The organism is Lacibacter luteus (assembly GCF_004118265.1).
Lineage (GTDB): Bacteria > Bacteroidota > Bacteroidia > Chitinophagales > Chitinophagaceae > Lacibacter > Lacibacter luteus.
In genome coordinates this window covers 371,881-395,561 of the sequence record NZ_SDHW01000003.1, presented here as the reverse complement: position 1 = coordinate 395,561, position 23,681 = coordinate 371,881, and the positions used below count along the sequence as shown (strand labels likewise).

Sequence of the window (23,681 nt, the reverse complement as noted above, 5' to 3'; positions counted from 1 at the left end):
CAATAAAACTTGTATGAAATGACTGTTTCGGGCAATGAATTGATGCATTTTTTCATAAGCATTTTCAGTGATAATGAACACTCGTTCAACTGATTAAAATCACTTTTTCTTTTGACAAAGCAATGACAGAATTTTTAGGTTGATGCGATGCCCGAGGTTACTTTTGCGCTTAGGATTTTTGGTACAATCACCATGCACAAAAACGGCACAAAAGACATATCGAAATTTTTTATAGCGGGTATCAACTACCGCAAAACCGATGCAGAAATGCGTGGCCGTTTTGCCCTTTCTCCCGAACAATATGCAACCTTACTGAACCAGGCCCCTGAATTTGGTGTGCAGGAAGCCTTTGTGGTTTCTACCTGCAACCGCACCGAAATTTATGGTTTTGCAGATCAGTTGGCACAATTGGAAGAGTTGCTTTGCAGCCAGACCGAAGGTTGCAGCAAAGAGTTTCGTGAAAGAGCTTATGTAAAAAAAGGAATAGAAGCAATCGATCATTTGTTGCATGTGGGTGGCGGATTGGATTCGCAGATCCTGGGTGACTATGAAATTGTAGGCCAGATAAAGCAAGCTGCAAAAACCGCCAAACAACACCAGCGTATTCATGCATTTACAGAACGTTTGGTGAACTGCATGCTGCAATCATCCAAAGCCATTAAGAACAATACAAGGCTGAGTGATGGCACGGTATCGGTTTCATTTGCTGCTGTTCAGTTTATTCGTGAACATGTAAAGCATATCCGCAATAAAAAGATCGTATTGCTTGGCACAGGTAAGTTTGGGCGCAACACCTGTAAAAATTTAGTTGACTATCTCGGTACAAATAATATTACGCTCATCAACCGTACCGAAGAAAAGGCAACCGTATTGGCAGATGAGTTGGGTTTACAATCTGCACCAATTGAAGAGCTGAGCGTGCAAGTGGCGGAAGCAGATATTATTTTAGTAGCAACAAACTCACCCGAGCCAACTATTCTTGCTGCACAATTAAAAAGCAAACAGCAGAAACTGGTTATCGACTTATCAATACCCAACAATGTTGAAGCTGCGGCTGCTGCATTGGAAAATGTAACGCTGGTAAATGTAGATCAGTTATCGAAGCTGAAAGATGAGACACTTGCCAAGCGTGAAGCAGAAGTGCCCAAAGCAAAAGCCATCATTGAAGAACATACAGCTGAATTTATGGATTGGTACCAGATGCGCAAGCATGTGCCGGTGCTGAAAGCCGTAAAAACAAAGCTCAAAGAAATTCATACTTCCCCATTATATATAACTTTGCAACCGCATCATACAGCCTGCACAAAAAATACCGATGAAAAAATTCAGAAGGTAATTAATTGCATGGCTTCAAAAATGAAAGAGCAAAACCAGCGAGGCTGTTATTACATTGAAGCCATCAATGAGTTTATTGCTACCGGCACAGAATAAAATGGGAAAAATTATCCGCATCGGCACAAGGGAAAGCGAGTTAGCAGTTTGGCAGGCCACACAGGTAAAAAACTTATTACTTCAATACGGCTACGAAACTGAACTCGTTTATATTAAAAGCGAAGGCGATATTGACCTGAGTACTCCATTATATGAGATGGGTGTGCAAGGTGTGTTTACCCGCAGCCTCGACAGCGCATTACTCAATAACAAGATTGATATAGCGGTACATTCTATGAAGGATGTGCCTACGCAATTACCAAAAGGTATTATACAGGCAGCGGTGTTAAAACGTGGGCCGGTGAAAGATCTGTTGGTACTGAAAAATGAATTGTCAGTAATGAGTGATAAGTTGGGTTTTGTGAATGGTGAATGGTCAATCGTGAATAGCGAATCTTCTCCACTCACGGTTGCAACGAGCAGTATCAGAAGAAAAGCCCAATGGTTACATCGTTATCCAACTTCTGTTGTTGAAAATCTGCGTGGCAATGTAAACACACGTTTACGCAAGTTGAAAGAAGAGAAATGGGATGCGGCCATTTTTGCAGCTGCGGGTTTGGAACGCATCAACCTTCGTCCTGAAAACTCTATTGAACTTGATTGGATGTTGCCTGCTCCTGCACAAGGTGCAGTTATGGTTGTGTGCAGAGAAGAGGATGCATATGCATTGGAAGCATGCGTTGAGTTTAACGATGCCGATACGGCGTTTTGTACAAAAATTGAACGTGAGTTTTTACGTGCCTTGTTAGGCGGTTGTTCAACACCCATCAGTGCCTATGCAGAAGTGTTGGATGAGGAAATTCATTTCCGTGGAAATATTTTTTCGCTTGATGGAAAAGAAAAAGTGGAATATGAAAACACTGTTTCCATTCCCGATGCAGCGCATTTGGGACTTGAAGCGGCAGAAGAAGTTTTATCACTCGGCGGACAAGCCATTGCAGATAGTATAAAGAATGCAGGAAAATAACATACACATATTATCAACCAGGCCATTGACTTCTTTGCTTGTAAGCGAAGCGAAAGAAGAAGGCATTGCTATTGATGAACTCTCGTTTATAGAAACAGAGCCTATTCAATCTGTAGAAGTGCAGCAGGAAATTGAACAGGCATACATGCAATCGGCCACTGTTGTCTTTACAAGTATGAATGCCGTAACAGCGGTACTGGCACAACAGGACAGTCAACTTCCCGATTGGGTTATTTACTGTTTGGGGAATACAACAAAAAAACTGCTGCAGGAAAGTTTTGGCGAACATAGTGTTGCAGCAACTGCAGGTTCTGCAGCAGAGCTGGCCGAAAAAATAATTGAAGCAGCTGATGTGGATGAAGTGATTTTCTTCTGTGGCGAACAACGCAGAGATGAGTTACCTGCTATCCTTCGCAAAGAAGGAATTGATGTGCAGGAGATCATGGTGTACGAAACCATCCACACGCCGCACAAAGTAAGCAAGCAATACCAGGGCATTTTATTTTACAGCCCAAGTGCTGTCACAAGTTTTTTCAGCAGCAACAAAATCGCTGACCAAACAATTGTATTCGCCATTGGCACAACCACAGCAAAAGCAGTTCAACAATATTGTAACAACACCATCATCATTGGCAAATCACCGGGCAAAGAAGAACTGGTAAGGCAGGCGATGGATTTTTTTAATGAGTTATGAGTGATGAATAATGAGTGGCGTCGCTGCTCAACAACTCATCACTAATTACTCATCATTCATTTTATTATGACTCAACTTAAGAACGATTTATTATTAAAAGCCCTCAGAGGAGAAACTGTAGAACGCCCACCGGTATGGATGATGCGCCAGGCAGGAAGATATTTACCCGATTATATTAAGCTGCGGGAGAAATATGATTTCTTTACCCGTTGTCAAACACCGGAGCTTGCAACAGAAATTACGTTGCAACCTGTTGACCAGGTGGGTGTGGATGCTGCTATTATCTTCAGCGATATTTTGGTGATACCACAGGCAATGGGTGTGGAAGTGTTGATGGAAGAAGGCAAAGGGCCATCGTTACCAAAAACAATTGCATCGCAAAAAGATGTTGATGCGTTGATCACAACCGGTGCAGAAGAAAGTTTGAAGTATGTGTACGATGCATTGAGTTTAACAAAAAGAGAATTGAATGGTCGTGTACCATTGATCGGTTTTGCCGGTGCGCCGTGGACCATTCTTTGTTATATGGTAGAAGGTAAAGGCAGCAAAACATGGGATAAAGCAAAACAGTTTGCTTACACGCAACCATTGCTTGCTCACCAGTTGCTGCAAAAGATCACTGACATTACCATTGTCTATTTAAAGAACCAGGTGAAAGCAGGTGCAGACACGGTACAAGTATTTGATAGCTGGGCAGGTTCATTAAGTCCGGTCGATTTTAAAGCATTTGCTCAGCCTTATTTATTCCAGATAGCAGAAGCATTGAAAGATGATGCGCCTGTGATTCTTTTCCCGAAAGGAACATGGCATGCGTTGAAAGATATCAGTGAAAGTGCAGCCAGCGGTGTGGGTATCGATTGGTGTATTACGCCGCAATTGGCAAGAGAGTTTACGCAGAACAAAATCACCATTCAGGGTAATTTTGATCCGGCGAAATTGCTGGCACCAATTCCTGAAATTAAAAAAGCAGTAAAAGAAATGATCGATGCATTTGGTACACAGCGATACATTGCCAACCTTGGTCATGGCATTACACCCAATGTACCTGTTGATCATGCAAAAGCATTTGTGGAGGCGGTGAAGGAATATCAAAAATGAGTAATGAGTGATGAATAATGAGTGGCGTGACTGCTCAACAACTCATCACTGATCACTCATCATTCATTATATGAACGTTAAAGAAACCTGGATATCATTCATTCATGATTTGCAGAACCGCATCTGTGCTGCTTTAGAGCAGAGCGATGGTAAAGCAACATTCATGGAAGATGAATGGCAGCGACCTGAAGGTGGTGGCGGAAAGACACGTGTCATTGCCAATGGAAATGTGATTGAGAAAGGAGGTGTAAATACTTCCGTTGTATTTGGAGATGTAACCGATACCATGCGTGTACAACTCAAGATCAACGGTGCAAAATGGTTTGCCTGTGGCTTGAGTCTGGTGATTCATCCACACAATCCATTTGTACCAACAGTACATTGCAACTACCGCATGTTTGAGCTGTACAATGAAAACGATGAAGTGATCGACCGTTGGTTTGGTGGCGGTACTGACTTAACACCTTATTATTTGTTTGAAGAAGATGCCAAACATTTTCATCAGACCTATAAAGATGCATGTGATGCGTTCGACAAATCGTTCTATCCCGAAATGAAAGAAACCTGCGATAACTATTTCGTAAATACACATCGTGGTAATGAGCGCAGAGGCATTGGTGGAATATTTTACGATCACAAACGTCCCAACGAAACACAGGATATTAATTTCTGGATGCAGTTTGCAGAGCGTTGCGGTAATGCTTTTATTGATGCATACATCCCCATCGTTGAAAAAAGAAAGCCCACTGCCTACACAGCAGAAAACAAACACTGGCAGGAAGTACGCAGAGGAAGATATGTAGAGTTCAACTTAGTGCATGATCGTGGTACTATCTTCGGCTTAAAAACCAACGGACGCATTGAAAGTATTTTGATGAGCTTACCTCCTACGGTTCGTTTTGAGTATAATTATCAACCGAAATTTGGCAGTGAAGAATATAAATTGCAGGAAGTGTGTTTGCATCCGAGAGATTGGTTGAATGAAATAAGTGAAGAAGAACGGATTGCTTGGGCGAAAAAATCAAATAGCTGTTAGAACTTTACAACCCCGACAGCGGTTGCAAACCCTGTTGGCGGTTCATTAAATAAACGTCTTATGTATTTACAAAGAAGAAATCGCATCACTCGCAAATCAGAAGCAATAAGAAGTCTCGTAAGAGAAACCATTCTTACTCCTGATGATTTCATCGTTCCGCTTTTCATTGATGAAGGTGAGAATGTAAAAACAGAGATCGCTTCTATGCCCGGCTATTATCGTAACAGCTTAGATGTAACGGTGAACGAAGTGAAAGAACTCTGGAGTATGGGTTTGAAAGCTGTATTGCTCTTTGTTAAATCAAAAGATGAATTAAAAGATAACACCGGTAAAGAAGCATGGAATAAAGATGGACTGATGCAACGCAGCATCAAAGCTATTAAAGATGCTGTACCGGAAATGTATGTGATGACCGATGTGGCTCTCGATCCGTATTCATCTTATGGTCATGATGGTATAGTGAAAGATGGACAGATCGTAAACGATGAAACAGTGGAAGCATTGGTGAAGATGAGTATCTCTCATGCAGAAGCAGGCGCAGATATGGTTGCTCCAAGCGACATGATGGATGGAAGAATCGGTGCTATAAGAAAAGGACTGGAAGAAAATAATTTCATCAACACAGGTATCATGAGCTATAGTGCAAAATATGCATCTTGTTTTTATGGTCCTTTCCGTGATGCATTGGATAGTGCTCCCGGCTTTGGTGATAAGAAGACTTACCAGATGGATTATGCAAACCGCATTGAAGCCATTAAAGAAACAGTGATGGATGTGGAAGAAGGTGCAGACATTGTGATGGTGAAACCGGCGTTGAGTTATTTAGATATCATCCGTGAAGTAAAGAATGCAGTGAACGTTCCCGTTAGCGCTTATAACATCAGCGGCGAATATGCGATGATCAAAGCAGCTGCAGAAAAAGGATGGATCAACGAAGACAAAGCGATCATGGAAGTGCTTACTTCTATCAAGCGTGCAGGCGCAGATCTGATCGCTACATATTTTGCAAAAGATGCTGTAAGAATTTTAAACCAGTAGTCTTTCACGCAAAGGAGCAAAGGAAATCTTTGCGCCTTATTTTCTTTGCGCTCTTTGCGTGAAAACAAACATCAATAAATTATTCTTCATGTACGATAAGAGTAAAGAATTATTTGAAAGAGCCCAACGCTCAATTCCCGGCGGAGTTAACTCACCCGTAAGAGCATTTAAAAGTGTAGGTGGTACACCTCTCTTCATGCAAAAAGCAAAGGGAGCTTACATGTATGATGCAGATGGTAATCAATACATCGATTACATTGCTTCATGGGGACCAATGATCCTTGGTCATGCATACGAACCCGTGGTGAAAGCTATCCAGGAAAAAGCAGCAGACTCAACTTCCTTTGGTGCACCAACACAATTAGAAATTGAAATGGCGGAACTCATCATCAGCATGGTACCGAATGTTGATCTGATACGAATGGTGAGCAGCGGTACAGAAGCATGTATGAGTGCTATCCGTTTGGCAAGAGGTTATACCGGCAGAAATAAGATCATCAAGTTTGAAGGGCATTATCACGGTCATGCTGATTCTTTTTTAGTAAAAGCAGGAAGTGGCGTGGCTACATTCAACATACAAACAGTACCCGGTGTTACTGCTGGTGTGGCGAATGATACATTAACAGCAGCGTACAACGATCTTGATGCTGTGAAGAAATTAGCAGTAGAACATAAAGGAGAAATTGCAGCCATCATTGTTGAACCTGTTGCAGGTAACATGGGTTGTATTTTACCAGAACCAGGTTTTCATGAAGGCTTGCGCAAGTTATGCGATGAAGAAGGAATCGTTTTCATCTTTGATGAAGTGATGACAGGTTTCCGTTTAGCAGCAGGTGGTGCACAGGAACGTTTGGGTATTAAAGCTGATCTGGTTACTTATGGAAAAGTAATTGGTGGTGGTATGCCTGTTGGTGCGTTTGGCGGTAAGAAGGAAATTATGCAGCAGATTGCTCCTCTTGGAAATGTGTACCAGGCCGGAACATTAAGCGGCAACCCCATTGCCATGATCGCCGGTTATACTTTGCTGAATGAATTAAAAAACAATCCATCCATCTATAAAGAACTGGAAGAAAAAACCATCTACTTACGTGATGGATTGAACGAAGTATTAAAAGCTTGGGGTCGACCCTATGTCATCAATCAGCTTGGTTCAATGATCAGTATTCACTTCAGTGATCATGCAGTTGTTGATTTTGCAAGTGCGGCTTCAGCGAATAATGAATTATTCAAAAAATATTTTCATGCGATGTTGAAACGTGGTGTGTACTTACCACCATCGGCTTTTGAAAGCTGGTTCCTCAATAATGCATTAACGTATGAGGATTTAGATACGACCATTGCTGCAACAAAAGAAAGTTTACAGGAGCTTTTATAACACAACTCTTTCTTTGATTAATAAACACTCATTTGTGATCAGCTACAAATGAGTGTTTATTAATTCAGCAACACTTCATCTACAAATATCCAACCCTTATCACCTTTTCCGGGATGCCATGCAGGCAGTTTGCCAACGGGTGTAGCAATGAGTTTAATATATTTTACAGTAGCAGCTGTAAACTTACATTCAAATCCCTTCATAAAACTTGGCATAATCTTGCCGGGCTGTTCAGGCGACATACGTCCCAACAATTTTAAACGTTGTGCATCATCGCCGCCCCACACTTCTATCTGTTGTGGTGGCATAATATAACTGTTCACATCAACCAATACACTTAATGTGATGCTTTGCATTGTAACCGGTTTTGAAAAAGGAAACAAACACTCCATCCTGTTCTCACGAAAAGCCACCCAATTACCCAATTGGAAATTCGTTTCTGCTTTCAGTCTGTCAAATAACATTTTCCCTTGCGCATCGTCATACTTTTTATTCGCCGGTTTTAAATACACAACCGTATCGGGAGTAAATGTGCTTTTATAAAAATATGCATCCAGTATATCACTGCTGATCCAGCCTGTCTTATATGCTTTGGCACGAATCATCGTGTTACTGCTTACCTGTTCATTGCCTTTGAAAACAGGCGAGTGAATACTGTCGGGCTCTGTTCCATCGGTTGTATAGCGAATAACAGATCCTTGTATATAATGTTTCAGTTTTAATGGAATAGAAGCATCTGTAATAAAAACCTCTTCGTTCAAAAGCACAGGTGTGGTTAATTTCAGAATAGTTGTATCGTCTTTAAATCCTGTTACAAAATCAATTGCTTTTATTTTTTGCTTTAAACGCTCTATATCGTTTACAGCTATAGCAGTATTCCATACATAAACTGTTTTCAACTCAGGAAAACTTCGGAGCTGCTCCAAATGTGCTGCTGTAATTTTTGTGCCTGATAAACCAATACTATGAAGGAATTTTAATTTCTTTAACTCACCCAATCCACTGCCGTTGATATTTGTAAACGACAGATTCAAACGCCGCAAATTTTCCATCTCTGCTATCAATTTCAGATCCGCATCTTCTACAGGCATCTTTGCAAGATCTAGTGAAACGATTTGCTTTTTTATTTTCTGTAATTCTTTTATCTGTCCATTGTTGAACAAACTCCTGTTGAAGAAGTTAACAGCGAGTGCCGGCGAACCTTCTGCTTCAACACTCACAACCCTGTTCACACTGTTCAATTTTGTAACAACAGCCGGATCAGCTTCTGCAAAATCATACACTTCATTACCCGTTGAAGAAAATTGTTTTGCAGCGATCTGCTGCAAGGTATCACCAACAGGAAGATCAGTTACACGCAACCGAAAATCTGATCCTTTTTTAATCCAGTAAGTAAGGATAGCAATTTCGTCATCAGTCAACTGAGGCTTGCCTTTTGGCGGCATATGTTTTTTATCTTCTTGTGAAAGATGAAGACGTTGAAGTAATAAACCAAGATCAGCAGCACTTGTATCCCACAGTTTACCGTTCTTTCCTCCTTTCAACAACAGCTCTTCTGTTTCCATCACCAATTCACCTTTGGCTTTTTGATTACTATGACAAGAAATACATTTTGCCTGCAGTATCGGCTTCACCATGTGCGTATATACTTCTGCATCTGCAAATAAAACAGGTGCGGTTGTTTGCTGTTTCATCATGGGTGCCATTAAAAAATCTTCGCCATGTGTAATGCCGGCACCTATATGACCTGTAAATACAATCAGCAACAATGCAAAAAATGAACTGATGAGTGTTAAGAGTTTTCTCGCCTGCACCTGTTTATGAAAAGCATACCAACCTAATGTAAACAACGCAATAGCAACACCGCCCCATTTATGCCACCACAATGCTTCGGGATCATAACCTTCTTCTCTTGATAAAAACAAACCCATCAGCGATGTAACAACAGCTGTAAATGCTGCGATCAGCAACAACAACGACACTGCATTTTTGTAAGCAACTTCATCTTTTGTTTTATGTGGCGGAAGTATAATGACAGCGAATGCATATACGATTATTAACACCAACGGAAAATGTAATATCAACGGATGCATACGACCTGTTACCTGCAACCACGATGGGATCGTTAACCTGCTTTCAAACAACAGCAAAAACAGCAGCAGACAGTTGAGTAAAATTGATACATTAAATATGATAGCTTTCCAACGTTGCATGAGTTTAATATGCTTTTATTTCATCAATGAACAACCATGCATGATTTCCTTTTCCTGCATGCCAGTCGGGAATCTGTTGCAAAGGCAACAATACCAGTTTCAGTTTATCTGTCTGCAACTGTTGCTTTAAACGAATGAGTTTTGCAACAGTTTGTTTCGGCGATTGTTTTTCAAACGAAAATTGTTCTTTATGCGCCGGTAAAAATCTTTGCTGCTGTTCATCATAATAATACAGCAGCATTTGTGCGGGCAGGAAGATCCAGCTTGCTTCATCCTGTAACATGTCAATTACTACAGAACTGATCTTCTCTTTCTTTTGCAACTGAATGGTGATCGTAACTGTATCGTTATTATAACCCAGCCATGTGCCATTATGAATATTCAAAAGCCCACCGGTATTATCAAACAAAATATTTGCAATTGAACTGCTGTACTTTTCATTTGGTTTTGAAAAATCCATTGCCGCAATCTTTTTTCCATCGTGTATAAACAATGCCTGCACTGTTTCTGATGGAAGAAAATTTTTACCAAAGGCTTTTGCTTTCAGTGTTGTTTGTTTTGTAATGCGTAAAGGTTTTACGTAAAGCAGATCATTTGCAGTAGGTTCCTTACCATTCAATGTATACCTCACTTCTGCTCCCGGCTGCTCAAACATGATCTCAACTGATGAACTGCCTTCAAAAAAAGCTGACTGGTATTTCAACAACGGCGGAGCCAGTTGAAACAACTGCTGACTGTAGCCTACAGAACAAATAAGTAGTAAAGGTATAAACAGCCACTGCTTCATCATAAAGGAGAAAGTTTATACGGATACACTTGCCCTGAGTTCCATTGTGCCACATACACATTCTCTTCATCATCCACACACACATCATGCGGATACCTGAACACTTTGATGGTTTGATACATTTCCTGTGGCATCTCCTTATTGTACGCCGGCAGGTTACCAGCAAGATTCGATACTACTTTGTAATCCTTATCAAGTATCAGTACAAATCCCGATTGCTCACCCTGTCTTGCATTCGTTTGTAAAACGGCAGCATATAAGTAATCGCCTTTAATCACTGGTCTGCAAACCCATGCACCGGGCAATGAAATAGTATTGATGTATCTACCATCAAGCGTATAACGTTTAAATGCATTGTGCTGGCGTGAACTCACAACAAGACAGGGATTGTTCTTATCCCGATCATCAATACAAATACCATGTGCGTTCAATAAAAATTCATCGCCTGTTCCTCTTCCTCCAAAATGCCGGATATAATTTCCTTTATGATCGTACTGAATAATAAAATCTTTTCCATAACCATCGGCAACATAAATATCACCGTTAGAAGCAATGGCAGTTTCAGTTGGAATATATTCTTCTGCCTTCGCATAAGCATTGATCTCTTTCGGATAATCAAGTTTCATCAACACTTTTCCATCTGTTGTTGTTTTGATCACCTGGTGCAGATCATTATCACAAATAAATAATACATCATCCCCGTTTTCATTGAATAGCGTTAAACCATGTGCACCAGGATATTCATGTCCCCAACTGCTGATCAACTTTCCGCTCTTATCATAAATCATCACATTGTTCCTCGTTTCGTTGGTCAATAAAATGATGCGACCATTTTTATCCTGCACCATTTCATGACAATCCTTCACCGGGTATTGCATCGCATTTGCTTTACTCCATTGTGTATTGATGCGATAACGTTTGTTGTTATGTCCTAAAATAGTTTCAGGTTTTGCTGCACCAATGATTGCCGGTGCACAAAACATGCCTGCTGCTGCAATAGAACTTTGTTGAATAAATTGTTTACGATTCATAATGCATGTTATGCTATCAATCCCTTTACTACATTACCGGCCACATCTGTCAATCGGAAACGACGACCGAGATATTTAAAGTTTAATTTTTCATGATCCAAGCCCATGAGGTGTAAAACAGTTGCATGAAAATCGTGTACATGCACAGGGTCTTTAATGATGTTATAACCAAACTCATCTGTTTCACCATACACGCCTGGCTTTACGCCACCACCTGCCATCCAGATGCTGAAGCAACGTGGATGATGATCACGACCATAATTATCTTTTGTTAATGGACCCTGGCAATAATTGGTACGACCAAACTCACCACCCCATATCACCAATGTTTCATCAAGCAATCCACGTTGTTTCAAATCAGTGATCAATGCTGCCGATGCCTGGTCAGTATCCTGGCATTGTCCTTTTATTTGTGTTGGTAAATTATCATGTCCATCCCAACCCTGGTGATAAAGTTGTACAAAGCGAACGCCGTTCTCCGATAATTTTCTTGCAAGCAAACAATTAGCTGCATATGTTCCCGGTGTTAAACAATCGGGGCCATACAGTTTAATAATATCTTCAGGCTCTTTACTCAGGTCAGTAATTTCAGGAACTGATGTTTGCATGCGATAAGCCATTTCGTATTGCTGCACTTTTGCAGTGATCTCCGGATCACCAAATTCTTTATACGATTCATCATTGAGTGCCGCCAGCTTATCCAACATTTTTCTTCTGTCAGCTTTGTCCATGCCCTCAGGATTGTTGAGATACAACACCGGGTTATCGCCACTGCTGAACTGCACACCTTGATGATATGAATCTAAAAATCCATTGCTCCATAATTTTGAATAAACACCTTGCCCGTTGCCTTTGCCTTTTGAAAGCAACACACAAAACGCAGGCAGATTTTTATTTTCACTTCCCAAACCATAACTCAACCACGAACCCATACTCGGACGATTACCAACCTGCGCACCTGTTTGAAAAAAAGTTAATGCCGGATCATGATTGATCGCTTCCGTAAACATGGAACGCACAATGCAGAGATCATCCACCACCTTCGCTGTATGCGGCATCAGTTCACTGATCCATGCTCTTGCTTGTCCGTATTGATTGAATTGAAACATCGATCCTGCCAATGGAAATTTTTCCTGGCCCGCCGTCATACCTGTTAATCGCTGACCCATACGAACAGATGCAGGCAGATCTTGTCCATGCATTTGTTGCAGCGTTGGTTTGTAATCGAACAGATCGAGTTGCGATGGCGCACCGTTCTGAAACAAATAAATGATGCGTTTTGCTTTTGGTGCAAAATGCGGCAAGCCCGTCATCAACATTTCTTCTTCGCTGTTGCCAAACAGATCGGGAATCAACAACGAACCCAATGCTGCACCACCAATGCCCATGCCCAGGCTTGAAAGAAATCTTCGCCTGTTCATGCCAAGCCTGTGTTCAAGAAATTCGTTTTGCATAATTATTTATTTAGTCAGCAAATGTTTTTTATGGCATCTTCGTTGTGTCTCTCACTTCATCGTTTATCTTTTCTTCTGCAACCCACCTCTCAATCTACTCCCGGGAGGAGAGGCCATGCTTTTATACATAAATCATCTACAGGAATTAAGCACTTCATCGTTTGTATTAATTATCTTCTTTTTGTCGCCCGCTTTTTTCAATTCTATTTCATGATTTTCTTATCTCATCAATCCTATAATCTCACAAATCCCGGTTCAGACAATTACTTTACAATTGCTTCTTCCATATTATAAACCGTATTGATCGTTTTCATTAACGCTGCTACTTCTTGCTGATTCAGTTCTTTGTTAATTGGATACTCTCCTACTTTAATTGTAACTGCTGCATTCAATTTATTCTGCTGAAACAATTGCAACTGTTCGGTATAATATTCGTTCAATATTTTTTTCTCTGTTGCTGATGGTTGCCGGCAGATGATCAATCGGAATGCCTTGCTGATCTTTTCATCAGCAGTTGATCGTTCGCTCAACAGTTGTTGTGCAAGCACTCTTGATGCTTCCAGCACTGCAGGATCATTCATCATGATCAATGCCTGCAATGGCGTATTTGTTTTTAACCGTTTCACTTCGCATTGATCACGGTTGCTTGCATCGAACATGATCATACTTGGAGGAGGAACAGTAAGTTTAATAAAATTATACAGCCCACGACGGTACAATGCATCATTATGATCTTGTCTGTAAGTAGCAAGCACACCTCTACCTGAAGATGCTGCTTCCCAAATTCCTTTCGGTTGATAAGGTTTCACACTGGCGCCGCCAATTGTTTTTATTAAAAGACCGCTGCTGGCTAAATACATATCCCGTACAAATTCTGCTTTCAATCGTTGGCGTGGCGATCTTGCCAGGTAAATATTCTCAGGATCTTTTTTCAAATGAATGTCTTTTACTTTTCCTGATTGCCTGTAAGTGGCAGAGGTTACAATTTGTTTTACCAATCGTTTTACATTCCATCCGTTCTCCATAAAATCAACAGCAAGCCAATCAAGTAATTCAGGATGCGAAGGCAGTTCGCCCTGCATACCAAAATCGCCTGATGTTTTTACCAATCCTTTTCCAAAGAACTCCTGCCACACCTGGTTTACAAACACTCTTGCAGTAAGCGGATTCTTTTTATCAACCGTCCATTTAGCAAGTCCTATCCTGTTGCGTGGAAATTTTACAGTATCGAACTTCATCACAGCTTTTACGGCCGTTGGTTGCACTTCATCCGCAGGTTGATCGTACACTCCACGATTCAGCAAATAGGTTTTACGCAGCGTATCTCTTTCGCCCATCACCGAAACAGTTAGTGCATTGGTATCTTTTGCATTGATATAGGAAAGCAAATGTTTTCGGTCTTCAGCAGTAATAGTCAACACAGGATTCTTTGCAGGTTGTGATGTTCCTACATCGCCTTCAAAACCTTTTTCTTTTGTGTTGTTGAAAAATGCGAGCAGTGAATAATAATCTTTCTGCGAAAACGGATCATACTTGTGATCGTGGCATTGTGCACATTCAATGGTTATTCCAAGAATACCCTTGGTGAATGTTTTTGTTTTATCAATGAGGTATTCAATGCGGTATTCTTCTTCAATCACACCGCCTTCTTCGGTGTATTTATGATTGCGGAAAAAACCTGTGGCTAAAATATTTTCTTTTGTTGCATCAGGTAACATATCACCCGCCACCTGCCAGGTAACGAATTGATCGTAAGGCATGTTTTGATTGAATGCATGAATCACCCAATCACGCCAGGGCCATTGTGTGCGGATATTATCATCCTGGTAGCCGTAACTATCTGCATAGCGTGCAACATCCATCCAGTGCACCGCTATCTTCTCGCCATACTGTGGCAATTGCAATAATGCATCCACCATCTTTTCATAAGCAACATCCGATTTATCTGCAACAAACCGATCCATCATTTCTAGTGATGGAGGAAGACCTGTCAGATCAAAACTTACTCTCTTCAATAAGCGTTCCTTATCGGCTTCTTCATTTGGCGTTAATCCTTTTTCTTCAAGTTTCGCCAATATGAAACGATCGATCTCGTTCTTTACCCATTCTTTGTCTTTTACTTCAGGCAATGGAATTTTTACCGGCATTGTAAATGCCCAGTGTGCCTCATACTTTGCTCCCTGTTTGATCCATTTTTTAAACAAAGCAATTTCATGTTCAGATAAACTTCCCAGATGCGATTCCGGTGTGGGCATCACCATTGTAGAATCTGTAGAAGAAATGCGTTTTATTAATTCCGACAATTCGGGTTTGCCGGGAACAATGGCGAATGCTCCTTTTGTATTAAGAAGAGGGGCATAAGCACTATCGGCAATGTCTAAACGCAAACCGGCTTCACGATGACTTGCATCGGGACCATGACATTTAAAACATTTGTCGGAAAGAATGGGACGGATGTGAAAATTATAAGAGACGTTTTTGGGTAATGTCTCTTCGTTCCCGCTGTTATTAAAGCAGGAAACCAATGTTGCAATAGCTGCAACGATCAGTACAGTACAAGTAAGCAATCGGTTCATGTTACAAGCGGCAATTGTGGGATCAATGATCCTTTTTAAACACTTCAAACATCATCAACTGCAAAGGTATGCCCTATGCAATCGACAATTAAATATACACTTGTAATCAGAGTTTCAGCTAAACTATACAACCGCAGATGCGCTTTTAAATAAACAACATCCCGTTCCTGTGCCGACAAATGTATTGATTCAGCCTTATATAACAAACAGGGGCTGAAATTTATGGAACATAAATCTCAACCCCTGTTCGGTCTTGTAAAGACTATCAATCTATTACGCTACTTTTTCATCGCCGGTTAGTGCAACTACCGGTTCTTCTTTTTTACCCTTCGTCTTCTTCTTCATTTTATTGAGCCAGATCATTGTACCTGTAATTGGCAATGTTGTGGCAATTAAACAGGCAATGAAGTAAAGAATTTTTGTAAATGTGCCGTACACATTTCCAACATGAATGGCTTTGATCGATCCTGCTACACGTTCATTAAATGGTTTCTTCTTAAAAATATCCAGCTTTTCAATGTTGGCTGTTTTCGGATCCATTGTAATACGATCACCTGCGGCCGGAGCAAAAAAGCCCAGCTTAGTTTTTGTGATCATGGTCTTGGCTTTTGCATCAGCAGGAAGTGTGATCACATAATTTCCACTATACGGCAACACCTTATCAGCTTCTCTTACATAATCAGCAATCGCTAATGTTGTAACTGCCGCTGCAGTATCAGCAGCATGTTCATGCTTTGCAGTTGCACTATCTGTTTTTTCTCCACCACGAACTTCTTTACCTGCCATTGCATCGCCACCTTGTTCTTTTCTTCCTTCTCCTTCTTTGCGTTCACCACCTTCTCTTCTTTCTCTTCCAGCTTCACCCGGTCTGCCTTCACCTTTTCCACCTTCTGCAGGCTTGTAAGTGCCGAGTGTTTTTTGCAATCCTGTCCTGTACCATTCAAAACTCCATTGCGGACCGGTTAAGCCCATCAGCAATAAAAAGATGAGTGCATAAAATGCCAATGAATTATGCAGATCATGGTTGATGCGTTTCCATCCTGCATTCCATTTTATTTTCAATCCTTGTCTCCAGTATTTTACTTTTTGTGGAAACCAGATGACCAAACCTGTTATACAACCCAACGTGAAAATGATGGTTGCCCAACCGGTGATCATGCTGCCCAGCTTCCTGTTTTCTACACCTTTAATGATGGGCTTCTTTACTTTATCTAACAACAACCAACGATGCAGGCTGAACATCGTTCCCATAAATTCTTTGGTACCGTTCTTCTCTTTAGAGTTACCTGTTATTTCGCCAGTGTATGGATTTACAAAATAAGTAGTGCCGCCTCTCGGTCCTTCTTCACCTGCTTTCTTTACATTGAATTGGTAGGTGCGGTTTAACTCTGCAGGAATGGTAACACCTGTAATGGCGCCGCCTCCTTCCTGTTTTACTTTCTCCAGTAATGAATCAACCGGAATGCGCTCTTTACCTGCAACGGGTTGTACTTTGTATAAATGCGGTGCTGCCTTTTCAGTAAGTTCTGTATTAAATACATACACTGTTCCGCTGAAACAAACTGCAATAACGATCAAACCACTCGCCAGGCCTAACCACAAGTGAATGTCGTTAAACAACTTTCTTACTCTTTGCCAGCGTGATTTTTTTATTTCCTGTTTAGCCATTTGTTGATTTCTATGCTTTTTTACGTTTCGGGATTTATGAGAAAAAGGGATCACGCTTTTCACGTGTCCCTTTTAGACGATGTTCTTTTATTTTTCCTGCTTAGAATTTGTAAGAAACCGTTGCCACAACACTACGTGGAGCAATCGGGTTAATACTATAATTCTCATGCACATAATAGTTGTAGGTATTGGTAATATTAGCCAGTTTCGCCATTACGGAAAACTTCTGAATAGTATAACCAATGCTTGCATCAACTGTACTGAAAGCACCCACACTGAACATTCTGTTTAAAATTGTTCCGTTTGCCTGGTAAGTATTGTTCCAACCTGTTTGACGTTCGCCAACATAGTTGAACACAGCGCCAAACTTCAGATCCTTTAATGCTCCCTTACTGATTGTATAGAAAGCTGAAGCGTTAGCTGTATGCTGAGGGGTGTTTACCAAACGTTGACCTTCAACAAAACTTCCATTGCCCTTATTTGTTTTGCTATAGTACATATTGTTATAGCTATAACCAGCTACTACAAACAATCCTTCAAACGGACGACCTTGAATATCTACTTCAACACCACGGCTGGTTGTTTGTCCTGCCAGTTGTTTGATTGTTGTATTGGTATTGAGGTTACCGTTCTTATCTTCCAGTGCAATAATTGCAAGATTGTTATTGATGATTTGATAAACTGTAAGATTTGCACTCAACTTCTTATCAAAGAAATCATTCTTAATACCTACTTCATACTGATCGATGATGGATGGTTTTAAAGCACCGCCATAGATATCTGTTCCTGTATTTGGTGTAAATGAATTAGCATAGCTGGCAAAGACAGACATTTTTTCTGTTGGCTGATAAACCAAGCCAAATCTTGGAGAAAATGCTTTGGCGATCTGAACTGTACCACTATAAGCCATTGAATCTTTATTCAAAGGATAGTATGATTTTGTTTGATCAGTGATCTGGTACGACCAACGAACACCAGCAAGCAATTTCAACTTCTTAGTGATGGTAATTAAATCCTGTACATAAGCACCAAACCTAGTAACAGGAATTTCATCACGCTTGTTCCAAACAGCAACGGGAATATCAGTTCTTTGCACGTATGCTGCAGGATTCAGGATATTGATTGAATCATAAATAACACCTGTAATAGCCGAAGTAAGGTTTGTTGTATAGTATTGATCTGCATCAACACCAATAAGCAATTTATGGCCTAGTTTTCCGGTAGTAAAATCGCCGCTTATATTTGCTTGTGCTGCATAGTAATCTTCTTTGTTATTGAATTTACCAAGCGGACGCTTCCATTTACCATTCGGATCTGCTTGAATTCTTTCAACAGCAAAATAATCTCTTTGATAAAATGCTTTTGATACACCAGCAGTCAATTGCCAATCGCTGTTAAAGCGGTGCTCAAGTTCTGCTCCTACTGTTGACTGGACAGTATTTGTGTATTGCCAGCTTGTACCCATAAATCTTGAACGGGGTACATCTGCAATTGTTTTACCAATATTCGTAGATGAAGTTGTTCCGATTGTACCAATACCAAAATCAGGCGTAAAATCATGTTTCAGGTAATCGGCTTGTAACAACAACGATGTTTTTTCGCCGATGTTGAACAATATTGTTGGGTTGATATAGTAACGTTTAGAAGAAACAGACTCTCTGAAACTGTTTGCTGATTCAATCGTACCGTTTAAACGGAAAGCTACTTTCTTAGAAAGAGGTCCGTAAATATCAATAGCTGGTTTGTACAAATCAAAACTTCCGGTACGCATACTTACTTCACCACCAAACGTAAATTTTGGTCTTTTGCTGCGCATGTTTACAATACCACCCGGTGCTACGTTACCGTAAAGGATTGCTGCACTTCCTTTCAACACTTCCACACTTTCAAGCGAGCTAACCTCAGGCATTGCACCGCTGTTAATGCGGAAACCATTTTTAAAGAGGTTGTTATTACCAAAGCTATAACCACGTGCCATAAACGCTTCCTGTGTATTGCCACGGGTAGTACCCAAATAAACACCGTTTACGTTTTTAATGATATCGCTTAAACGTAGTGCCTGTTGGTTACGGATCGTTGCTTCGCCGATAATTGCTACAGCCTGTGGCAGATCCATTGGTTTAATATTTACTTTCCCAACAGCAGTTATTTTTTCATTTACATTGTTTGATGCATTGATAACGATCTCTTGCAGTTCGGTTTCATTTTCAGACAATACAAAATCCTGTACAGCAGATTCTCCTTTTTTCACTTCAATTGTTGCTTCTACTGTTTTTAATCCTGTAAAAGAAACAACAAGCGTATATCTGCCCTCAGGAAGAGCATAAAAGAAATATTCACCTGCATCGTTGGTGATTGTTCCCTTGTTTGTTTCTTTCAAAACTATATTCACTGCACTTGCAGGTTTACCGTCTTTCGTGCGTACGACACCCTTTACTAATGGGGCTGGTGTAGGATGAGAAGAAGTTCTGGCAGAGCTGCTTCCAACCTCAAGGTTATTTTGTGCTGATACTGTTAAACTAATAATTGCGAGACTAAGCGTTAGAATGGTCCGATTCATAATTCACATTTTATTCGGGTGCAAATGTCATCAGAACCAGTTTTTTATAGTTTCAAAATCGGGAAAACTGTTTACGCAATACGGAAAGAGGCAGGTTTTCCCTGCCTCTTTTCCTGATTATGTAAGAACGGTTGTTCGTTTATCAGACTAACACAGGCTCCAATTCCTGCTTTTTAAGATGAACTGATCTTTTTGCCGTAGTTTTCTTCTTCTTCTTTTTCCCCCACCAGATATAAAATCCGGTAACCGGTAAACTGGCAACGATCAGCGCTGCAAAAAACAGCGCAATACGTCCGGGTAATCCCCAGGCTGCACCGGTATGAATATCATAGTTCATCCGTTTGATCTGGTCGGCCATTGTTTTTGCATCAGCATAATTACCCCATACATAAGCCCCACTTATTTCAACTGCACTGTTACGATCGAAATAACGGAAATCGGTTTTATACAATGTTCTATTTTCAGGATTTGCACGCAGTAATATCGGATCGCTCTTCTTATCAGGCAATACAAACAGCATAGCTGCATAACGTTGATGAAGATCTTTATGCACATTTGCCCATACTGTGTTCAATGCATCTGCATTACTCAGCAAAGTGGTATCGCTCACCGGTGGTTTCTTTTGCACAACAGAACGTTTAGCGCCGGTAAGTTTGTAAGTAAGATCAGCAAAACTGTCAAAGGTCCAGATAAGTCCTGTGAACACAGTGAGAAGAATGGCCCAGCTTGCATAAAAACCCAACACACGGTGCAGATCATAATTCAAACGCTTGGGAGATGCATTTAACTTAAGAACAAATCCCTGCTTTGCTGCACGTTTGTTACGTGGCCACCAGATAACAATTCCACTTACAATAATGAGAAAGAACGCAACCGTACTCCAACGTACTACTTCGTGCCCGTGCGGAATAAGCAAGGTGCGGTGCAGATCGAGTGTAACAGAAAAGAAATCTTTTTTATTGTTGCGTACTTTCAAAACACGACCATTGTAAGGATCAATAAATACTGAATAACTGTACTTCTCTTTATCACGAAACAATACTTGCACCGACTGCTCTTTGCTTCCGTAATAAATACGTTTAGCCGGTTTACCGGGCAATTGCTTTTCAGCAATTTGTTTGATGTGTGACGGAGGAAGAAAGGCTGTGTTTTGTGCTTCAACTTTCCTGTAAGACTGTGTAAGGTTCTGCAACTCCGGAGCAAAACAATAAATAGCACCGCTTAATGCAATGATAATAATGATGAGACCAACAACCAGCCCCAACCATAAGTGAATTTGTGCGATGAGTTTTTTCAATACCATTCCCTGTTTTAAAATCAATAGTCCCGGCAAGCCGGGACTATTGTATAGTGTGTTGCAAAATTAAATTTTCACATTGAGTGTAAGACGATACGATGCACCTTTTCCTTTGGTGTAGCTGTCGTTAAAAGCTCCCCATTGCGAACGGGCCGTGAAATAATTTTCGTTGAACATATTTTCTACACCCAGGTTGAGCGATGTACTTGCATTGAAGTTATAACCGATAGATGTGTTGAACAGATTATATGCTTTTACCGGTGCTTTGTAAGGATCGTATGATCCTGCACTGTTCTTTGCAAAACGGTTACGGCTCATAATGCCTGTGTATTGTACAAGCACATTCAGCTTACCGGGCAGAATTGCATAATCAACATGCCCTGCAATTTTGGGAGGCGAAATACGCTGACCGGGCAGGTATTCATCCGTTTGCCCTTTGTAATCGCCATCGTTGTTTGCATCCAGTTTGCCTTCTACATAACTATACGAAACTCCTGCCTGCAGGTTTTTCAACACCTGTACATCAGCTGCCAGTTCAAACCCATAGATGAATTCAGGAGCCCGCACAACAACAAATGCACCGTTGTTGTACACACTGTTGGCGCCCAGGCTCGAAGTGCTGATATAACCGGTTGCTTCAAAACGAATGTTTTTGATCTTGCTGGTAAAACCCGTTTCGTAACTGTTTACAATTACAGCTTCGGTATTGATCTTTGCAATATCATTTACTCTTGCAGAGCGAAGCACCAAACCAATATCCGATACACTGAACCCTTGTGAAAAGCTGACGAAAGGAGAAAAATAATCGGAAAGATTATAACGCAAGCCTGCGTTTGCCACCAGTGCTTTATATTTTAAAGTACCGCCTTTTACATCCATTGCTGGCGTAACAACACCTGTTGTTGTATTTCGGCTTGGTAATGTTGCATAATCATCCACACCGATATTTACTGTTTCGTAACGCACACCAGCTTTCAATACCAGTTTATCAAAAAAGGTAAGTTTTGTTTGAACAAATGGTGCAAGGTTAAACATATCCATCTCAGGTACCCACACACGACCATCAACCAGTGGTTGCGATGTAACATCACGTTGTGCATCTAAACCATAAGTAAAGTTTGCATCAAAGTTGTTATAAGTAAGCGGAGTGTTGAGCACCAATCGTGCACCTGTTTTCTTCGATAAAATGCGGGAGATACCACCGCCCACAAATGCTTCGGAAAAGAAAAAGATATTATCTACGCTCTGATAATACACATCAGCATCGTAGCGTGTATTGGCAACACCTGTTTCTCCACTGAATTGCACGCCCAGGTTATGATTTCCCCTTACACCTTGTGGCACACCTTTGGACTGGCCTTCGGTGGCCGATGTTTTTTTACCGGTTTTATAATCGCCGTTTACTGTAACATAATTGGTTGTTTGGCGGCTGCTGAAAAAGTTATAGCTGGCCTGCACTTTATGCTTTGGCGAAAATTCATAACCAAGTTTTGCAAAAGCGTTGTACGAATCAGTTTCGCCCAAACCATATACAGGAGGTAACACATCGCCATCAGCATCTTTATATTCGCCTGTCTGTTCATACACACCACTCAGTACATAACTCAGTTTTCCTGTATTACCATAAAACATCTGGCTTAAGCGCCCACCCATACTATTGGAATTATTTACCAGCGAACCGGTTGAACCTACAGAAGTCTGGCTGTTAAAAAGTTTACCTGTTTTAGGTGCACGGGTAAAATAATTGATCAAACCACCGGCAGCACCATTACCGTAAATAGCCGTAGCGCCTTTTACTACTTCAATACGTTCTACAACGGCAGGGTCCAATGCACGAAGATCCATAGCTCCGTTACGTAATGGTGTTGATTGTGGTACTCCGTCCACCATTATCAACAAACTACGGCCACGCAGTGTTTGCCCCGAGTTGCTGCTAAGACCAGTACTTGGAGCAAGACCCGGAACACGGTTTTCTAAGATATCGCCAGGATTGCTCGTAATGGTCAGATTCTGTTGAAGTGTTTTATAGCCTACTACTGAAACTGAAGCCGGTACTTTGTCGATGGTTTCTTTAGTACGGCCTGCGGAAACAATGATCTCTGTTAATTGTGTTTGCAGTTCTGTTACCTCAATGTTTACTTCAGTTGTTTCACCACCCGCAACAGTTACTTCTTTTTCCGTGAGCTGGTAGCCAACACCTGATATTTCGAGTTTATAAATACCTGCTTCAACCTGTTCAAAAACAAAACTTCCTTCGTTATCAGTAATGGTTGCTTTCTTCTGTCCTTTCAAACGAACAGAAGCTGAAGCAGCTGCTTTTTTGTTATTGGTTTGTACGGTTCCTTTAATTGTTCCTGTTTGTGCAAATGCAATCAGTGGAAACACAAAAAGGCAAAGGAATAAAAATCGTCTGTTCATCTTAGCTTGATTTATCTGTTTTATTTTTTCAGACCGCA

General features: G+C 40.9%; 16 protein-coding genes. 7 read left to right on the top strand and 9 right to left on the bottom strand.

Annotated features, from left to right (window positions below; all coding sequences use genetic code 11):
- Positions 1-192 precede the first annotated feature (192 nt).
- The 7 genes from hemA (at position 193) to hemL (ending at position 7,639) form a co-directional block, all read left to right on the top strand.
- Positions 193-1,431: a glutamyl-tRNA reductase gene (gene hemA / locus ESA94_RS12765; RefSeq protein WP_129131290.1), complete on the top strand. Its 1,239-nt coding sequence runs from the start codon at positions 193-195 to the stop codon at positions 1,429-1,431.
- Complete coding sequence (gene hemC, locus ESA94_RS12760; protein WP_240671051.1) at positions 1,403-2,398, top strand: hydroxymethylbilane synthase; 996 nt, start codon at positions 1,403-1,405, stop codon at positions 2,396-2,398. Before hemA ends, hemC begins: the two co-directional genes overlap by 29 nt.
- A gap of 25 nt (positions 2,399-2,423) precedes the next feature.
- Positions 2,424-3,092: a uroporphyrinogen-III synthase gene (locus ESA94_RS12755; protein ID WP_164972732.1), complete on the top strand. Its 669-nt coding sequence runs from the start codon at positions 2,424-2,426 to the stop codon at positions 3,090-3,092.
- Positions 3,093-3,158: 66 nt separating this feature from the next.
- The gene (gene hemE, locus ESA94_RS12750) at positions 3,159-4,190 is read left to right on the top strand and encodes a uroporphyrinogen decarboxylase (protein ID WP_129131288.1); all 1,032 of its coding nucleotides are present in this window, start codon (positions 3,159-3,161) and stop codon (positions 4,188-4,190) included.
- Positions 4,191-4,260: 70 nt separating this feature from the next.
- The gene (hemF, locus tag ESA94_RS12745) at positions 4,261-5,226 is read left to right on the top strand and encodes an oxygen-dependent coproporphyrinogen oxidase (RefSeq protein ID WP_129131287.1); all 966 of its coding nucleotides are present in this window, start codon (positions 4,261-4,263) and stop codon (positions 5,224-5,226) included.
- 60 nt (positions 5,227-5,286) lie between these two features.
- Positions 5,287-6,264: a porphobilinogen synthase gene (gene hemB / locus ESA94_RS12740; protein ID WP_129131286.1), complete on the top strand. Its 978-nt coding sequence runs from the start codon at positions 5,287-5,289 to the stop codon at positions 6,262-6,264.
- Between the two features lie 88 nt (positions 6,265-6,352).
- A complete protein-coding gene (gene hemL / locus ESA94_RS12735; RefSeq protein WP_129131285.1) occupies positions 6,353-7,639 on the top strand; it encodes a glutamate-1-semialdehyde 2,1-aminomutase in 1,287 nt (428 codons plus the stop codon).
- Between the two features lie 59 nt (positions 7,640-7,698).
- Here hemL and ESA94_RS12730 read toward each other — a convergent pair whose 3' ends face one another.
- From ESA94_RS12730 to ESA94_RS12690, 9 genes are all read right to left on the bottom strand, one after another.
- Positions 7,699-9,852, bottom strand: a complete 2,154-nt coding sequence (locus ESA94_RS12730) for a c-type cytochrome domain-containing protein (protein WP_129131284.1) — start codon at positions 9,850-9,852, stop codon at positions 7,699-7,701.
- A gap of 4 nt (positions 9,853-9,856) precedes the next feature.
- Positions 9,857-10,642, bottom strand: a complete 786-nt coding sequence (locus ESA94_RS12725) for a chitobiase/beta-hexosaminidase C-terminal domain-containing protein (protein WP_129131283.1) — start codon at positions 10,640-10,642, stop codon at positions 9,857-9,859.
- Entirely contained in the window at positions 10,639-11,670 is a 1,032-nt protein-coding gene (locus ESA94_RS12720; RefSeq protein ID WP_129131282.1) for a 6-bladed beta-propeller, read from the bottom strand. Before ESA94_RS12720 ends, ESA94_RS12725 begins: the two co-directional genes overlap by 4 nt.
- Positions 11,671-11,678: 8 nt before the next feature.
- On the bottom strand, positions 11,679-13,124 hold the full coding sequence (locus ESA94_RS12715) for a DUF1501 domain-containing protein (protein ID WP_129131281.1): 1,446 nt from the start codon (positions 13,122-13,124) through the stop codon (positions 11,679-11,681).
- Between the two features lie 263 nt (positions 13,125-13,387).
- Positions 13,388-15,700: a PSD1 and planctomycete cytochrome C domain-containing protein gene (locus tag ESA94_RS12710; RefSeq protein ID WP_129131280.1), complete on the bottom strand. Its 2,313-nt coding sequence runs from the start codon at positions 15,698-15,700 to the stop codon at positions 13,388-13,390.
- A 273-nt stretch (positions 15,701-15,973) separates the two neighbouring features.
- Entirely contained in the window at positions 15,974-17,368 is a 1,395-nt protein-coding gene (locus ESA94_RS12705; protein ID WP_129131279.1) for a PepSY-associated TM helix domain-containing protein, read from the bottom strand.
- A gap of 100 nt (positions 17,369-17,468) precedes the next feature.
- Entirely contained in the window at positions 17,469-19,928 is a 2,460-nt protein-coding gene (locus ESA94_RS12700; protein WP_129131278.1) for a TonB-dependent receptor, read from the bottom strand.
- 142 nt (positions 19,929-20,070) lie between these two features.
- On the bottom strand, positions 20,071-21,225 hold the full coding sequence (locus tag ESA94_RS12695) for a PepSY-associated TM helix domain-containing protein (RefSeq protein WP_164972731.1): 1,155 nt from the start codon (positions 21,223-21,225) through the stop codon (positions 20,071-20,073).
- A gap of 66 nt (positions 21,226-21,291) precedes the next feature.
- Positions 21,292-23,643, bottom strand: a complete 2,352-nt coding sequence (locus tag ESA94_RS12690) for a TonB-dependent receptor (RefSeq protein WP_129131276.1) — start codon at positions 23,641-23,643, stop codon at positions 21,292-21,294.
- Positions 23,644-23,681 lie beyond the last annotated feature (38 nt).

Coding starts and splice junctions, on each gene's coding strand:
- hemA (WP_129131290.1), top strand. CDS start 193: ATGCACAAAAACGGCACAAAAGACATATCGAAATTTTTTATAGCGGGT.
- hemC (WP_240671051.1), top strand. CDS start 1,403: ATGAGTTTATTGCTACCGGCACAGAATAAAATGGGAAAAATTATCCGC.
- hemE (WP_129131288.1), top strand. CDS start 3,159: ATGACTCAACTTAAGAACGATTTATTATTAAAAGCCCTCAGAGGAGAA.
- hemF (WP_129131287.1), top strand. CDS start 4,261: ATGAACGTTAAAGAAACCTGGATATCATTCATTCATGATTTGCAGAAC.
- hemB (WP_129131286.1), top strand. CDS start 5,287: ATGTATTTACAAAGAAGAAATCGCATCACTCGCAAATCAGAAGCAATA.
- hemL (WP_129131285.1), top strand. CDS start 6,353: ATGTACGATAAGAGTAAAGAATTATTTGAAAGAGCCCAACGCTCAATT.
- ESA94_RS12730 (WP_129131284.1), bottom strand. CDS start 9,852: ATGCAACGTTGGAAAGCTATCATATTTAATGTATCAATTTTACTCAAC.
- ESA94_RS12725 (WP_129131283.1), bottom strand. CDS start 10,642: ATGATGAAGCAGTGGCTGTTTATACCTTTACTACTTATTTGTTCTGTA.
- ESA94_RS12720 (WP_129131282.1), bottom strand. CDS start 11,670: ATGAATCGTAAACAATTTATTCAACAAAGTTCTATTGCAGCAGCAGGC.
- ESA94_RS12715 (WP_129131281.1), bottom strand. CDS start 13,124: ATGCAAAACGAATTTCTTGAACACAGGCTTGGCATGAACAGGCGAAGA.
- ESA94_RS12710 (WP_129131280.1), bottom strand. CDS start 15,700: ATGAACCGATTGCTTACTTGTACTGTACTGATCGTTGCAGCTATTGCA.
- ESA94_RS12705 (WP_129131279.1), bottom strand. CDS start 17,368: ATGGCTAAACAGGAAATAAAAAAATCACGCTGGCAAAGAGTAAGAAAG.
- ESA94_RS12700 (WP_129131278.1), bottom strand. CDS start 19,928: ATGAATCGGACCATTCTAACGCTTAGTCTCGCAATTATTAGTTTAACA.
- ESA94_RS12690 (WP_129131276.1), bottom strand. CDS start 23,643: ATGAACAGACGATTTTTATTCCTTTGCCTTTTTGTGTTTCCACTGATT.